This is a genomic window from Nocardia xishanensis NBRC 101358 (genome assembly GCF_001613365.1).
GTDB lineage: Bacteria > Actinomycetota > Actinomycetes > Mycobacteriales > Mycobacteriaceae > Nocardia > Nocardia xishanensis.
This window is the reverse complement of sequence record NZ_BDCF01000040.1, coordinates 25,593-40,173: the sequence shown is the minus strand read 5'-3', so window position 1 is coordinate 40,173 and position 14,581 is coordinate 25,593. Positions and strand designations below refer to the sequence as shown.

Sequence of the window (14,581 nt, the reverse complement as noted above, 5' to 3'; positions counted from 1 at the left end):
CGGCGTTACCGCGCCATCGTGCATGCCGCGGCGATTTCCTTCGTATCCCAGTAGAACGGGCGGACTTCCGCGATACGCCCCTCTTCGACGCGAAGGGTCTGCAAGATCGGGAAGCGCAGCTCGCGGCCGGTCGCGCGGGCGCGAGCCCGCACTTCGGTCCGCACCACGGCCGTCTCCCCGGTCGCCAAGAACTCCTGCTCGACCATCTCGAACGACTCCCACACCGCCGCCATCGCCACGAAGAACCGCTCCAGCCCGGCATGGCCTCGCCAGATACCGCCGTACGGCATCCCGTCGGCCTGGTACAGCACCACGTCCTCGGCGAAGAACGGGGCCAGGGTGGTCTCGAAGGGGGCGCGACCAGGGCCGCCAGCGGCGAAGTACGCGGCCTCGGCGGCATACATTCCGGTCAGCACGTCGGTAGTCGTTGCGCTCGGCATGCGAACAGCGTGGCGTGCGGGCGGGGCGGGGCGCTGGCGGAGATCGGACGGAACGATCGGGCTTTGCGGCTCACTGACGGAGCGGCCGTCGTCGCTACGAAACCGATACTCGCAAGCGACCGGATCGGAGCACGGTAGCCGCTTATGCTTGAAGTGCGAGGTCAGGAGGGGTGTACACCGACTGGCGCAGCCGGACGCAGTCCGTTCCCACGGGCTGGACGAAGTCCGTCGAGAGACCGCACAGCCGGAAGACGTCCGTCCACGGACCGCACACAGCCGAACGAAGTTTCCACAGACCACGCACGGCCGGAGCGAAGGCGGGAGGCACGCATGGATCACGCACGGATTCTGCGTACGGTGCTCGGCGTCACCGCCGCGTACCTGATCGTGCTGTGCTTCTGGCTGGGTTGGCTCGTGCACCGCACGCCGCCCGGCACGATCCCGTTCCAGGTCGTCGCCCTGGTCGGCGTCTTCGGCTCCTGCGTCGGCATCGGCATGCTGCTGGCGGGGCGCCCCTCCCGTGCCGACCGCCGCCTCTGGCGCCACGGCCTCGAAGGCTGGGCCACCGTCGAAGGCGTGCACCCGCTGGAGCGCACCGACCACTACAGCGAACTCACCGAAATCGACCTCGAGCTCACCGTCCCTGGCTCCGAAACCTACCGTGGCTCCATCGTTTTCGATGTCATGCCCGCCGACAAGCCGAAACTCGGTCTCGGCGAGACCATCTCGATCCGCGTCGACCCAGCCAACCGCGACCGGATCATTCTGGTGCTGTGAAGGCGGTGCGCACTCGGTCCGACGTGTTCTGAACGGCCGACACCAGCCGACCCGGAGAATGCCGAGGTCGGCAGACCGGTGCGCGGCGCAGCGGGTTCAGCGTGCGGCGAATCTGCCGTTCCGAACGCCCTCCACGAGGTGGTTGATCCGCTGCTGCACGGTATTGATCAGAGCCTGCTCCGGCGCGGGTTTGGCGACGACCTTGTCCTCGCCGAAGCTGATGTAGCGCCCGTCGCCCTCGAAGTCGTTGACCTGAAAGTCCTGTCTGCCCACGATGTGCCGATTGTCGACACTGCCCAGCGGATACACCGCCACGTGCGCGATGCAGGTGGTCGGCCGGTTGAAGAAGCGATCGAAATCGTCCTTCGGGCCGCGGCGCCACGGGTCGGTCTTCACACCGCGCGGACCGGCCAGATCACGGACATCAATGGAGAGCGAATCACCTTTCCCGGGAGGGCATTTCGGCAACGCGCCGATCACCGCGGGCGCGACCCGCTCCGCCGTGAGGAACGCGAGTTCCACATCGCCGCCGTGATCGTGATCCACCCCCGGCCGCTGCGTCACGATCGCACCGTGCTGGTAGTGCACCCCCGCGTGCGCACGAATCCGGTGCTCGCGCCGCAGACCGCGGAACCCAGCCACCTCGACGCGCGCCTCCGGCCGCAACAACACGTCCAATGCGCGCAACAAGTTGTCGTCCATATGCGTCCAGACCGCCATAGCCGCCACCTGCCACGCGCGACGGAAATCCTCCGGGACGCCGGTGTCCTGCCACCGGTGCCCCAACGGATACGGGAGCACGTCCCGACCCGTCGACTCCCACAGCACCCGAAACTCCAGCGCGCTGAACCGCCAGCGCGTCACCCCGCTCAGCATCGACTCCGACTCACTCCCCGATCACCGGCGGGACCGTCTTCGGCGCATCGGTCAACCCGATGAGTTCCTCGCCGTGCTCCTGCGTGATCAGATAATCCGGCACACCCTTCGACGACTCGTCGTCGCCCTTGCCGCGCGCACCCGGCGCACCCATGCCCGGCATACCCGCACGGGTGTTGGCCGCGACCGGGCGACCCGCCGCGGGGTTCGCGCCGCCCGGAATGCCGGGTACGCCAGGCACACTCGCGCCGGGGCGGCCGGGCGAGGAGCCAGGACCGCCGGGGCCGGGACCACCCGGGCCTCCCGGAAACCCAGGGGTGCCGGGCGTTCCCGGAGTTGGCGTGGTCGGCGACACCGGGGTCGCCGAAGCCGGAGTCGTCCCGGTGGGCGTCGTCGGCGTCTCGGTGGAGGCAGCCTGCGTGTCGTCGTTGGACTGCGACTGCTGCTGCGAATCCTGTTGGCCCTGCGAGGGATCCTCGGTCGGACCGGGTCGAGTCGTGTCCTCGTTCTTCGTCGGCTGATCGCCACCGTTGTTCGTGCCGCCGGGTTGCACGCCGGTGCTCGTTCCACGCGGTTGGCCGCCGTCGGTCCGGCCCGGGTCACCGTTGTTCGCGGTGGGGTTGTGGGGTTTCGGGATCACGGGGACGCGATCGGTTTCCCGGAGCACCGGTTCATACACAGTCGTCAACACCCGCTTGGCCTCGGCCCATGCGTTGTTGTACGCGTCCTCGTTGTCCTTCCAGCCGCGCCCGGCGATCCAACTCCGGGTGTTCTCCCAGTTCGAGTTGTGTTCGGGGACATGGGGCACGAGTTCTTTGGTCGGCGCCAAACCCGTGGCGAGCTCCTCGGTTTTCCTGGCCATCAGCTTGGCGGCCTGCGACGTCTTCGCCGCGGATGCGAGAAAGTCGGTGACGCCCTGCGCGACAGCCTGGGCCGACTCTCCCTGCCAGACACCGGGATTCGTAGCTTTTTGCATCTGGCTGTTGAACGCCGTCTGCGCGGCCTCGGCCCGCTTGCCGATCTCGTCCCAAGCGTTGCGAAGGTCGTTCACCGCGTCGAGATCGATCTTGTCGACCTTGGCTCGCAACTCCGCGAGCGGATTCTGGAAGTGGTCGCAGCTCTTGATTCCCGATTTGAAATCGCCGACGAACCCGATGTCGCCCGCGCTAGTTCGTACGTTATCGCGCTGCCGGTTGTACCGATCCTGCACCGCCGCCGGATCCACTTCCGGCTGCAACTCCTCGCCTGCGATCCAGTTGGTGATATTGCGAAGGACGTTTTCGCCGAACGTATAGTTGTTGAAGAAATCCATGCCGGGAAGGGACATGGGTCAGCCCCCCAATTCGTTTGTGATCCCGGAAATTTGGGCAGAATGATCGGTGACTTGACCGGTGATCCGGTTGAGCGAGAGCTGCATCACTTCGCGCATCTCTTTGACCACATCGATCGATTCGATAATCACCGCGTCAATCGAATCTGTCCCACCAGTCGCCTGACTACGGAAGAGGGCTGCGAGATCGTCCGCCATGCTGAAATCACCGAATCCAGATACGCGTTGAGCGTTTTGCGCCGACCTGATCAGGTCGGTGTAGTCCTGGATGAACTTATCGCAAGCGGTCAGACACTCGCGCGCGGCCGCCTCGTCATCGAGGTAGATTTCCCCTGATTTGGCCTGGTCGGCGAATTTACGCCACTGGGTGATGTTCGGCTCGCTCAATGTTGTCCCCTCCCAATGTCATTGCGGAAATCGCGGCACAAGCATAGTGGCGGCTCGGTTCGCAAGCGAACAAGGATCGTCAGGATGGTCATCTGCCGGGTTGTTCCCGACTTTGACCGAAAACGCTCCCTGAAGTGCAGGGAATACGATGTCACAGGTCAGCCTTTTCGAGGCTCCTTCGACTCGGTATTGGGTTCCGTCGCGGCCAGCGATCTGGACATCTTGGAACTCTACGTTCCCCGGTTTGTTCCGAATCTCCTCAGAAGTCCGCTTGGTCGAGAAGACAGTCACGTGGTACTTTGCGGCGTTCCACGAGCAGATCTCCCAGCCGGATTGCGGCACCCCCGCAACACCACTCTCTTCCGTCGCCGGATCGACGCCGATCTGCCGCAACAGCCCATCCGGCACCTCCGTGCACGGATTCCACAACGCAACCTGCGCCGCACTCGTCGAAGTCGTCGGCGTCCCCTCGGTCGCTCCCTCACAGCCCGCGACCGCCGGCACCAGCACCACTGCCGCGCACAGAGCCAACATCACACGCCGCGCCATCCGCTCCCCCTCAGGGTGTTATCGACCTGCCTGTCCACGCCACCCTACCGAGCCGCCGAAAACGGTGGCATCGGTGCGCCGGGCAGGTGTGCGTGTTCATCTTCTTGGACGCGCCAGCCGCTCAGTCGGTTCCATCGAAGCAAGGCGCGTTCGATCCACGGCGCGGTCGATAGCGGTCGGCAGCGGGGAGCGATTCGGTTCCGCCCGATCGCACCGGACGCGGCGAGATCGCCCTACGAACGGTCGAGCGGCGAGCGGGCGTGGGCCCGAGGGTCGGCCAAAAGGTATTGGGCCGCGGCGTAAGTGGCGAGGATGACGCCCTCGGTAGCGCGGCGGGAGCGGGACGTGCGGGCGAAGAGGCGGCGCAGGACGATGAGTCCGTCGGAGAGGGTGAACAGGAGGGCGCCGAGGCCCAGGCGGCTGCGCGGGTCGGCGTCGGGGATGTTCAGGCCCGCAACGTTTTTCGTGCCGGGAGCGAGGCGGGGGTCGGAGGCGAGGACAGCGGCCGTGCCGAGGGTGGCGCCGTAGGCGGTGAGCGGGGCCGCGACGGTCGGGGCCTTGGCGCGTAGCAGGCCCGCGGCGCCGAGCCAGGCGGCGACCCTGGGCAGGGCGATCGGGGCGAGGGGACGCGCGCCGCGCCGCCACCACAACGTCGAGTACCCGGCCTGCATGACCGCGAACGACGACGCGCCGGCGATGAGGCGGCGGTCGTCGTCGGGTTCGATGAGCAGGATGTCGCCGAGGGTCGCCGCGCCGAGCGAGCCGAGCAGGATGGTGCGCTCGGTGGGGTCCATATCGACGCCGCTGGTCGCCACGTCGGCGGCGAGCAGCGGCATCATCAGCGGTTTGGCGAGCCACTGGAGCCGGTCGCGCCCGGTGACCGCCCCGAAGACGGTCACGGCGGCGGCGGCCAGGAATCCCGTGCGAAACGGACGCCCCGAGCCGGGGAACGCCGTGGCGCCGGTGGAATTCATGTCAGAAGCTCGCCTCGGTCGGCGCGGGCGGCAGCGTCACGACCTGGCCCGCGTAGCTGAGGCCCGCGCCGAAGCCGAGCAGCAGCGCCAGCTGTCCGCCCTTGGCCTTGCCGGTGACCAGCATTTCCTCCATGGCCAGCGGGATCGATGCGGCGGAGGTGTTGCCGGTGTTCTCGATGTCGTTGGCCATCGGGATCTCGTCGGCCAAGCCGAGGTTCTTCTTCATCAGGTCGTTGATGCGGGCGTTGGCCTGGTGTGGGATGAAGACCTCGATGTCCTCCTTGGCCACACCGGAGGCCTCCAGCGCATCGGACAGCGCGCGCGGCAGCGTGACGGCGGCCCAGCGGAACACCCGCGGACCCTCCATGCGCAGCGACATCCGGCCGACCGGTTCGATCGCGGGATCGGTGCCCTGCAAGGCCTGGGCCTTGTTCATGAACTCCAGGAAGTCGACGTCCTGGGCGATCGCCTCGGCGTTCTCGCCGTCGCTGCCCCACACCGTCGGGGAGATGCCGTTCTCCTCGCTCGGGCCGACGACGACCGCGCCCGCGCCGTCGCCGAAGATCATCGCGGTGCCGCGGTCGGTCGGGTCGAGTCCGACGGTCATCGTCTCCGCGCCGATCACCAGCACGTAGTCGGCCGAGCCTGCGCGGATGAGGTCGGCGGCGACGCCTAGGCCGTAGCCGAATCCGCCGCAGCCGGAGGTGAGGTCGAAGGCGGGAATGCCGTTGATGCCGAGATCGGCGGCGACGGTCGGGGCGCCGTGCGGGGTCAGCTTCAGCCAGCTGGACGTACAGAGGATGAGCGCGCCGATCTTGGACCGGTCGATGCCGGTGTTCACCAGCGCGCGTTCGCCCGCGGCCGCCGCGATCGACCGCAGCGTCTCGTCACCGCTGATCCAGCGCCGGTTGCGGATGCCGGTGCGCTCGTAGATCCACTGGTCGGTCGAATCGAGAACCTCGCACACCTCGTCATTGCTGACGATGCGCTGCGGTCGGTAAGCACCGATTCCGAGCATCGCAACATTTTCGCGACTCTTGTTTACTGCAATGCTCACCACTGGTGACTCACACGTCCCTCAACTGTCGGACAAACTTAACCCGCGTCCAGGCTAACCCAGGGCAAGATCCTTCAGCCCGAGGATGGACCGATACTCCAACCCCTCGGCCGCGATCACCTGGTCGGCGCCTGTCTCCCGGTCGACGACGGTGGCGACGCCGACGACGGTCGCGCCCGCCTCGCGCAGCGCGCGGACCGCGGTGAGCGGGGAGTTTCCTGTGGTCGTCGTGTCCTCGACGACCAGCACCCGCTTGCCGACGATGTCGGGTCCCTCGATCTGGCGCTGCATGCCGTGACTCTTTGCGGCCTTGCGTACCACGAAGGCGTCGATCGGGCGGCCCGGCGCGTGCAGCACCGCCAGCGCGACCGGGTCGGCGCCCATGGTCAGCCCGCCGACGGCGTCGAAATCCCAGTCCGCGACGAGCTCGCGGAGCAGCTTCCCGATCAGCGGTCCGGCGCGATGGTGCAGGGTCGCCCTGCGCAGGTCGACGTAGTAATCGGCCTCCTTGCCGGAGGAGAGCGTCACCTTGCCGTGCACGACAGCGAGCTCGCGCACCAGCGCGGCCAATTTCTCGCGGTCGGCGCCGAGCGCGGAGTCGTTGGTTGTCGCCTCGTCGATCATGTCTAAGTCCTTCCGCGTGAATTGAACAGGCCCCGATTCATTCGGACCTGCAGGGTTCGCGGGATGAGTCCGACCACCGTGGTGAGCGCCTTGTACTGCGCACCGGGCACGCTGATCACCCGGTCCTTGTCCAGATCACTCAGCGAGCCTGCGACGACCTGCTCGACGGAAAGCCACAGCGGTTTCGGCAGCGAGGACATCTCGATACCGGCTCGCTCGTGAAATTCGGTGTGGACGAATCCGGGGCACAACGCCTGGATCCGTACCCCGGTTCCAGCGAGTCCGCCCGCCAACCCTTCCGTGAAGGATACGACGTAGGACTTCGAGGCCGAGTAGGTCGATCCCCGACCTGGCACCAGCCCCGCGACGCTGGCCACGTTGACGATCGACCCCTTCGCCTTGGCGATCATCGACGGCAGCGCCGCGTGGGTGAGCTGGAGCACAGCGGTGACGTTGACGTCGAGCTGCGCCTGCAACTGCTCGTAGGGCAGCGTCCAGAACTCCCCCGAATGCGCGAAACCCGCGTTGTTGACCAGGAATTCGATGCCGTCGGCGGCGCGGGCCGCGACCCGTTCCCGGTCGGCGGCCTGCGCGAGATCGGCGACGAGCACCTCGCAGCGGGTGGCGTACTTGCGCTCCAACTCGGCGGCCAGCGCCTTCAGCCGCTCGGCGTCCCTGGCGACGAGCACCATGTCGTAGCCGAGCGAGGCCAGCCGTAGCGCGAACCCGTGACCGATGCCGGACGTCGGTCCGGTGATCAGTGCGATCGGGCGGGTGGCGCCGGGCAGGCGCGCGGGAGCAGAGCTATCGGTCATCGCGGCACCAATCGAATCGAGCGGATCACTGCGGCACGGGGCCCTGATATGGACGGAATCCGGGGTGGAACGGGCCGCCGGGGCGGTCGGCCTGGTCGGCGCGGTTCGTGGAGCGCGGTTCGTCGTCCCAGTCGTCGGAGCGGCCACGTTCCGGTCGCCAGTCGTCTTCCGGGTCGTCGTCGGACCAGCGTTCCTCGCGCGCCCTGTCCTTGGCGTCGGGGACAACGGCAAGCGATGGACGGCGCGGCTGGTCGGCCGCCTGCTCGTCCTCGTCGTCGTAGCGAGGGGCGCTGTCGTCGAACTCGCGATCGTCGTATCCGCGATCGTCCTCGTCGGCGGCGGGCGGTAGGACGCGGGAGGCTCCGCGTGCGGCGGCTGGTTCCTCGGCTCGGCCGCGGGCCCTCGGGTGCGGACGGCCCGGATCGTGGTCGGGGTTGTCACCGCCGCGCGAGTCGCTGACCGGTGGCAGCACGTGCAGCAGACCGGACAGGCGAAGCACCGAGTCGATGGCCGACTCCCAATCCTTCGACGCCGTACCGACATTCAGCATGCCGAGGGTCCAATTGCCCTCGCTCCAAAGCATCTGGACCGTGTCGGGCAGCGTCTCGATGAACGCGACCATCCGCTGATCGACCGCGTGCCTGGCGATCTCCGGGTTCGTCGCGAAGACGACCCGGCCGCCGATCGCGCCGAGCAACTCGAGATCCGCGTCCTTCGGCGGGGACGCGGTCTTGAGCCGCATGTCGACATCGATGTCCGAACCGATCTGGCGGCGCACCGCGACCAGCGTCGCGGCGTCCTCCAGATCGAACAGAACGAACTTCTCGCCCTTGCGGATACCGGAAACCACGTCGACCGCCGACAGATAGCCGAGTTTGGCCAGCGCACCGCGCCGCCAAGTCGACGGGAGTGCCGGTTCCACCGACACGTAGGTGTATCCCTGGGCCTTGGCCCACACCTGGCGCGCGTGACCGGTCCGCTGCCGCTGGACCCGATCGAAATACAGCAGCACGATCGCGCCAACAAGCGCGATCGCCGCCAACCCGAACCACATAGCCGTCATCGCGGTCTACCCTAATAGGCCCGGCCGGTGGAGGGCCTTCTTTGGTGCCGCGCCGGGCCGGACGTCTTGTGCCGCGGCACGGTCCGGGACCACGCCGCTCATCGTCCGCCGCCGGGCAGCGCGGTGCTGATGATGAACTTGGCGCGGATCGATCCGTCCGGTCCTTTGTCGCCCTGCACCATGACCATGTCGCCGATGGGCAGGTCGGCGGGCTTGGCGCCGGACAGCGAGATCACCTGGGTTAGTTCGTCGGTCCGGACGGCGACGCTGTTGCCGGAGACGGTGTCGATGGTGAGCTGGCCGCCGTTGTTGGCGCTGATGGTGCCCATGGTCGCGCCGATGCCGTCGAGTCCAGGCAGGCCGGGCAGCCCGCTCGGCGATGGCTGACGGGGCGACGGGTTCTGCGTCGGGAAAGCGCCGCGGGTCGGGAGTTGCGCGGTGGTGGTGCCGCCCGCCGTTGTGGTGGACGAGTCACCGCCGCCGAGCACCAGGCCTGCGACCACCCCGCCCACCGCGACGAGCGCGAGAACACCCAGACCGAGCGCGATCCACAGTCCCGTATTGCGTTTGGGCGGTGGCTGATCCATCGGCGGGACGCCCGGCGGTACCGCACCGGGCGGCACGGCCGCGTGGTGCGGATCCGGCATGCCTGGGTACTGGTGGCCGTAACCGCTTTCGTAAGCGCCCCACTGGCTCTCCATCGGCGGGAGCTGCTTGGTGGCGTTCGCGGGCGGCGGGCCCCACTCGAACCGTTCGGTCGAGGGGTATCGCGTGGTGTCCCCGGACGGGTCGTAGCCGGACGCACCCGGCGGACCGAGGTGTTCGGTCGGCGCATCCTCCGGCCGCTGCCCCCAGGGATCCTTCGGGTTCGTCATGCCTCCAGGGTAGGCGTACCTCCGCCTCCGCTCCGGCCATGCGCGGAGTCATTCGACGGACTTCGTCCGGCAGCGCCCCTCGTGCGTACTCCGCCTCCGCTCCGGCCATGCGCGAGGCCGATCGACCGCTTCGGGCAAACAGCACCCGGCGGCCGCCACGTCGAGCCGAACCGATTCGGCGGCCACGCCGGATACGCGAACGTCCCGCCCCGAGCCGGGCGGGGACGTCCCGCATTTCAGCGGCTGACGATCAGGTCGTCGCCCTCCCCGCACACACCGACCGATCGCAGGACCGCTCAGTCGAAGAGTTGCGCGACGTCGGTGATCGTCACTGCCCGCCGCAACCACTCGCCCAGCTGGTCGAGATCGGTGCACGAAGTGATCGTGCGCCGGTCCTCCTCGGAGACGGGCAACTTCCGCGCCTCGAGAATGACGAGCAGCGCGTTCGCTTCACCCTCGGCCTTGCCCTCGGCGATCAGGTTCTTGAAGAAGGGGTTCTTGTACTCGTGGTAGGCCGTTTCCATCTTCATCCTCCAGGCTTTCTGTGCCGAGCTTTCCAGGCAATCCCAGATATTGTCAGCGTACTTTCCGGCCAAGGACTGATCCTCCATCCGATTCAGGGTGTAGAGAAGCACATCGAGTAACTTGTCGCCGTCGTCTTCGGCCGCATGTCCAAGAACGCCCTCTTCACCTGTGGATCACGTACGACGTTCGTCGCGTCCTCGGATGCGACAACCGCCAATGAGTACTCCGGGATCTGAACATTCAGGTAGCGGCGTAGCACGATCGCCGCCGTCCGGGTTCTGCCGGAAGAGGTCGGTCAGGAATTCATGCTCGAGTGTGTTGGCCACCGCGCGAACGTGCGCGAATGACCGTCCGCCGGAACGGATCTCGAAGGCGTAGGCGTGTGTCTCGGCGTGCCGGGCGGCGACACGCTGACCGAGTGCGTCGAGGAGAATCGGCGAACGCCCCGGCCCGCGCGGGGCCGAGGCGTCCTGAGCATTCAGCGGCCGACGATGAGCCCGTCGCCGTCTTTGCTCACTCCGACCTTCACGGTGTCGCCGTCGGCGACTTCACCCGCGAGCAGTTCCTTGGCGAGGGTGTCGCCGATGGACTGCTGGATCAGCCTGCGCAGGGGGCGGGCGCCGTAGGAGGGGTCGTAGCCGCGGACCGCGAGCCAGAACCTGGCCGAATCGCTGACGTCCAGCTTCAGCCTGCGCTGCGACAGCCGCTTCTGCAGCTGGTCGAGCTGGATGTCGACGATCTGCTGGAGCTGTTCCTCGTCGAGCGCGTGGAACATGACCACATCGTCGAGCCGGTTGAGGAACTCGGGCTTGAACGCCGAGCGCACCGCGTTCATGACGAACTCCTTGTCACCGCCCGCACCCAGGTTCGAGGTGAGGATGAGGATGGTGTTGCGGAAGTCCACCGTGCGGCCCTGGCCGTCGGTGAGCCGTCCCTCGTCGAGCACGGCGAGCAGGATGTCGAACACATCCGGGTGCGCCTTCTCGATCTCGTCGAACAGCACCACGGTGTACGGCCTGCGCCGCACCGCCTCGGTGAGCTGACCGCCCTGGTCGTAGCCGACGTAGCCGGGCGGCGCGCCGACCAGGCGGGCCACCGAGTGCTTCTCGCTGTATTCGCTCATATCGATCCGCACCATGGCGCGTTCGTCGTCGAACAGGAAGTCCGCCAACGCTTTCGCCAGTTCGGTCTTGCCGACGCCGGTGGGGCCGACGAACATGAACGAGCCGGTCGGGCGGTTCGGGTCGGCGACGCCGGCGCGCGCCCTGCGCACCGCGTCGGAGACCGCCTGCACGGCCTCCTGCTGCCCGACCACGCGACGCCCGAGCTCGTCCTCCATGCGGAGCAGCTTCTGGGTCTCGCCTTCCATCAACCTGCCCACCGGAATGCCGGTCCACGCGGACACCACCTCGGCGATGTCGTCGGGGCCGACCTCCTCCTTGAGCATCACCTCGCCGTCGGATGCGGCTCCGTTCGCCTGCTCGGCCTTGGCCAGCTCCTTCTCCAGCGTGGGAATCCGGCCGTAGCGCAGCTCCGCCGCCTTGCCGAGATCGCCGTCGCGCTCGGCGCGCTCGGACTCGCCGCGCAGACTCTCCAGCTGCTCCTTGAGGCTGCGGACCTGGTCGATGGCCTTCTTCTCGTTCTGCCACCGGGTGGTCAGCTGGTTGAGCTTCTCCCGGTCGTCGGCGAGTTCCTGGCGCAGCTTCTCCAGGCGCTGCTTGGAGGCCTCGTCGGTCTCCTTGGTCAGCGCGACCTCTTCGATCTCGAGGCGGCGCACCGCGCGCTCCACCTCATCGATCTCCACCGGGCGCGAGTCGATCTCCATGCGCAGGCGCGAGGCCGACTCGTCGACCAGGTCGATCGCCTTGTCCGGCAGGAACCGCGAGGTGATGTAGCGATCCGAGAGGGCGGCCGCGGCCACCAGCGCGGAGTCGGTGATGCGCACGCCGTGGTGCACCTCGTAGCGCTCCTTGATGCCGCGCAGGATGCCGACGGTGTCCTCCACCGAGGGCTCGCCGACGAGCACCTGCTGGAAGCGCCGCTCCAGAGCGGCGTCCTTCTCGATGTGCTTGCGGTATTCCTCCAGCGTGGTCGCGCCGACCAGGCGCAGTTCGCCGCGGGCCAGCATCGGCTTGATCATGTTGCCCGCGTCCATCGCCGATTCGCCGGTCGCGCCCGCGCCGACGATGGTGTGCAGCTCATCGATGAAGGTGATGATCTGTCCCGCGCTGTTCTTGATCTCCTCGAGCACGGCCTTGAGCCGCTCCTCGAATTCGCCGCGGTACTTCGCGCCCGCCACCATCGCGCCGAGATCCAGTGCGACGACGGACTTTCCGCGTAGCGATTCCGGGACGTCGCCCGCCACGATGCGCTGGGCCAGCCCCTCGACGATCGCGGTCTTGCCGACGCCGGGCTCGCCGATCAGCACCGGGTTGTTCTTGGTGCGTCGGCTCAGCACCTGGACCACGCGCCTGATCTCGGTGTCGCGCCCGATCACCGGGTCGAGCTTGCCGGAGCGCGCGGCCGCGGTGAGATCGGTGGAGTACTTCTCCAGCGCCTGGTAGCTGCCCTCGGGATCGGGGTTGGTCACCCGGGCGCTACCGCGCACGGTGGTGAACGCCTCGCGCAGCGCGTCGGCCGTCGCGCCGTGCTTGGTGAGCAGCATGGTGACGTCCGAGTCGCCCTCGGCGAGGCCGACGACGACATGCTCGGTGGAGACGTACTCGTCGCCGAGTTCGGTGGCCAGCCGCTGGGCCGCGGTGATCGCGGCGAGCGCCTCGCGGCCGAGGTTCGGCGTCGTGGTCGCGCCGGTCGCCCTCGGCAGCCGGTCGACGATGTCCTGTGCCTCGCGCCGGACCGTCGCCGGGTCGACGCCGACGGCCTTCAGCAAGGGGGCGGCGATGCCGTCGGTCTGATCGAGCAACGCCACCAGCAAGTGCGCCGGACGAATATCCGGGTTGCCCGCGGCCGACGCCGCCTGGAGGGCTGCGGTCAGCGCCGCCTGGGTCTTGGTGGTGGGATTGAACGAGTCCACAAGTCACCTTCCTACTTCGATTTCCCAGCGTCGAGTGCCCTTCCGCGCGTGTCGACGCGCGAGCTCGTGCTGTTCCTATCGGTCTCAACGTGGGAGAGGTTGAGTCTGTTCCGCTCAAGTTTAAAAATTTTTCGGCAACCCGCCACCCGGCCGATTCGGCGACTCATTCGGCGACTCAACGCTACGCCGCGCCACCGGCGAATGCGGTGAATCGCAGCGCCGGTGGTGTAGGGATGCATACGAGCACCAAAACGGTTAGTTGATGCATCACCATTCAGCCGAACGGAGGAGCGGAACCGATGCGCGCGATCGTGGTACGGAAGTTCGGAGATCCCGTCGAGCTGGCCGAGATGCCGGTGCCCGAGCCCGGCGCGCAGGCGGTCAAGGTGCAACTCGACGCCGCGGGCGTCAATCCCTTCGACCTGAAGATGGCCAAGGGCATCCTGGAAGGCAAACTGCCGCACGACTTTCCGGCGATCCTCGGGGTGGACGGCGCGGGCAGCGTCGCGGCGGTCGGCCCCGGCGTGACGAAGTTCGCGGTCGGCGACCGCGTCGTCGGCAAGTTCCTCGTCCCACCCGCGGGCCACGGCAGTTTCGCCGAATACTCGGTGCTACCGCAGGACGCGACGCTGGTCGCGATCCCGGAATCGATCACCAACCTGGCCGCCGCCGCTCTGCCGACCGCGGGCGTCACCGCGCAGGACCTGGTCGACGCGGCCCAGATCCGGCCCGGCCAGACGGTGCTGATCGTCGGCGCCACGGGCGGTGTCGGCTCCTTTCTGGTGCAGCTGGCCAATATCGCGGGCGCGCACGTCATCGCGACCGCGCGCGGCGATACCGCCGATCGGATGACCAGGCTCGGCGCGGCCGAGACGGTGGACTACAGCCAGGCGCCCGTCGCCGACTCGGTGCGCTTCACCAATCCCGGCGGCGTCGACGTGCTCTTCGACCTGGTCAGCCCGCCCGAGGCGCTCGCGCCGCTGACCGAACTCGTGCGCGAGGGCGGCGCGGTGTACTCCATCGTCTTCTCGGCCGACGAGGCCGCGCTGCGCGAGCGCGGCCTGCGCGGCGGCAACTTCGAGTCCAAGGGTCGCGCGCCGGAACTGGCCCGCCTGCTGGCCCGCGTCGCTGCTGGCGACGTGGTGGTACCGATCGACGCGACCGTCCCGCTGGAGGAGGCGCCCGCCGTCCTCGGCGCCGCAGGCGCGCGCGGCAAGACCGTACTGGCCATCTGAGCAGCCGACCGAGGGCGATC

The 14,581-nt window shown here is 68.0% G+C and carries 15 protein-coding genes; 2 read left to right on the top strand and 13 right to left on the bottom strand.

The window, feature by feature from the left end:
- Positions 1–5: 5 nt before the first annotated feature.
- Entirely contained in the window at positions 6–440 is a 435-nt protein-coding gene (locus tag NX1_RS25795; protein WP_068064315.1) for a nuclear transport factor 2 family protein, read from the bottom strand.
- Positions 441–770: 330 nt separating this feature from the next.
- On the opposite strand from NX1_RS25795, the gene NX1_RS25790 reads away from it, so the two are divergent.
- Positions 771–1,217: a hypothetical protein gene (locus NX1_RS25790; RefSeq protein ID WP_068064314.1), complete on the top strand. Its 447-nt coding sequence runs from the start codon at positions 771–773 to the stop codon at positions 1,215–1,217.
- 96 nt (positions 1,218–1,313) lie between these two features.
- Here the strand turns inward: NX1_RS25790 and NX1_RS25785 are convergent, their stop codons facing one another.
- The 12 genes from NX1_RS25785 to clpB all read right to left on the bottom strand — a co-directional run bounded on the left by NX1_RS25785 (position 1,314) and on the right by clpB (position 13,326).
- The gene (locus NX1_RS25785; RefSeq protein WP_245668683.1) at positions 1,314–2,081 is read right to left on the bottom strand and encodes an ESX secretion-associated protein EspG; all 768 of its coding nucleotides are present in this window, start codon (positions 2,079–2,081) and stop codon (positions 1,314–1,316) included.
- Positions 2,082–2,103: 22 nt separating this feature from the next.
- Positions 2,104–3,405: a PPE domain-containing protein gene (locus NX1_RS37025; RefSeq protein ID WP_068064313.1), complete on the bottom strand. Its 1,302-nt coding sequence runs from the start codon at positions 3,403–3,405 to the stop codon at positions 2,104–2,106.
- An 18-nt stretch (positions 3,406–3,423) separates the two neighbouring features.
- On the bottom strand, positions 3,424–3,810 hold the full coding sequence (locus tag NX1_RS25775) for a hypothetical protein (RefSeq protein ID WP_068064311.1): 387 nt from the start codon (positions 3,808–3,810) through the stop codon (positions 3,424–3,426).
- Positions 3,811–3,828: 18 nt separating this feature from the next.
- Positions 3,829–4,344, bottom strand: coding sequence for a DUF3558 domain-containing protein (locus tag NX1_RS25770; protein WP_245668686.1), 516 nt, complete (start codon positions 4,342–4,344; stop codon positions 3,829–3,831).
- Positions 4,345–4,592: 248 nt separating this feature from the next.
- Positions 4,593–5,333, bottom strand: a complete 741-nt coding sequence (locus NX1_RS25765) for a lysoplasmalogenase (protein ID WP_068064304.1) — start codon at positions 5,331–5,333, stop codon at positions 4,593–4,595.
- A gap of 1 nt (position 5,334) precedes the next feature.
- Positions 5,335–6,393 (bottom strand): beta-ketoacyl-ACP synthase 3, encoded by a 1,059-nt coding sequence (locus NX1_RS25760; RefSeq protein ID WP_068064302.1) that lies wholly within the window; start codon positions 6,391–6,393, stop codon positions 5,335–5,337.
- Between the two features lie 51 nt (positions 6,394–6,444).
- On the bottom strand, positions 6,445–7,014 hold the full coding sequence (pyrE, locus tag NX1_RS25755; RefSeq protein WP_068064300.1) for an orotate phosphoribosyltransferase: 570 nt from the start codon (positions 7,012–7,014) through the stop codon (positions 6,445–6,447).
- Positions 7,015–7,016: 2 nt separating this feature from the next.
- Positions 7,017–7,829, bottom strand: coding sequence for an SDR family NAD(P)-dependent oxidoreductase (locus tag NX1_RS25750; RefSeq protein ID WP_068064298.1), 813 nt, complete (start codon positions 7,827–7,829; stop codon positions 7,017–7,019).
- A 25-nt stretch (positions 7,830–7,854) separates the two neighbouring features.
- On the bottom strand, positions 7,855–8,892 hold the full coding sequence (locus NX1_RS25745; RefSeq protein ID WP_245668682.1) for a TtfA family protein: 1,038 nt from the start codon (positions 8,890–8,892) through the stop codon (positions 7,855–7,857).
- 98 nt (positions 8,893–8,990) lie between these two features.
- Positions 8,991–9,767, bottom strand: coding sequence for a DUF5666 domain-containing protein (locus NX1_RS25740; RefSeq protein WP_068064292.1), 777 nt, complete (start codon positions 9,765–9,767; stop codon positions 8,991–8,993).
- Positions 9,768–10,063: 296 nt separating this feature from the next.
- On the bottom strand, positions 10,064–10,291 hold the full coding sequence (locus NX1_RS25735) for a hypothetical protein (protein ID WP_068064336.1): 228 nt from the start codon (positions 10,289–10,291) through the stop codon (positions 10,064–10,066).
- Positions 10,292–10,770: 479 nt separating this feature from the next.
- On the bottom strand, positions 10,771–13,326 hold the full coding sequence (gene clpB, locus NX1_RS25730) for an ATP-dependent chaperone ClpB (protein ID WP_068064291.1): 2,556 nt from the start codon (positions 13,324–13,326) through the stop codon (positions 10,771–10,773).
- 299 nt (positions 13,327–13,625) lie between these two features.
- On the opposite strand from clpB, the gene NX1_RS25725 reads away from it, so the two are divergent.
- Positions 13,626–14,561: an NADP-dependent oxidoreductase gene (locus NX1_RS25725; RefSeq protein ID WP_068064289.1), complete on the top strand. Its 936-nt coding sequence runs from the start codon at positions 13,626–13,628 to the stop codon at positions 14,559–14,561.
- The last annotated feature ends 20 nt before the right edge of the window (positions 14,562–14,581 follow it).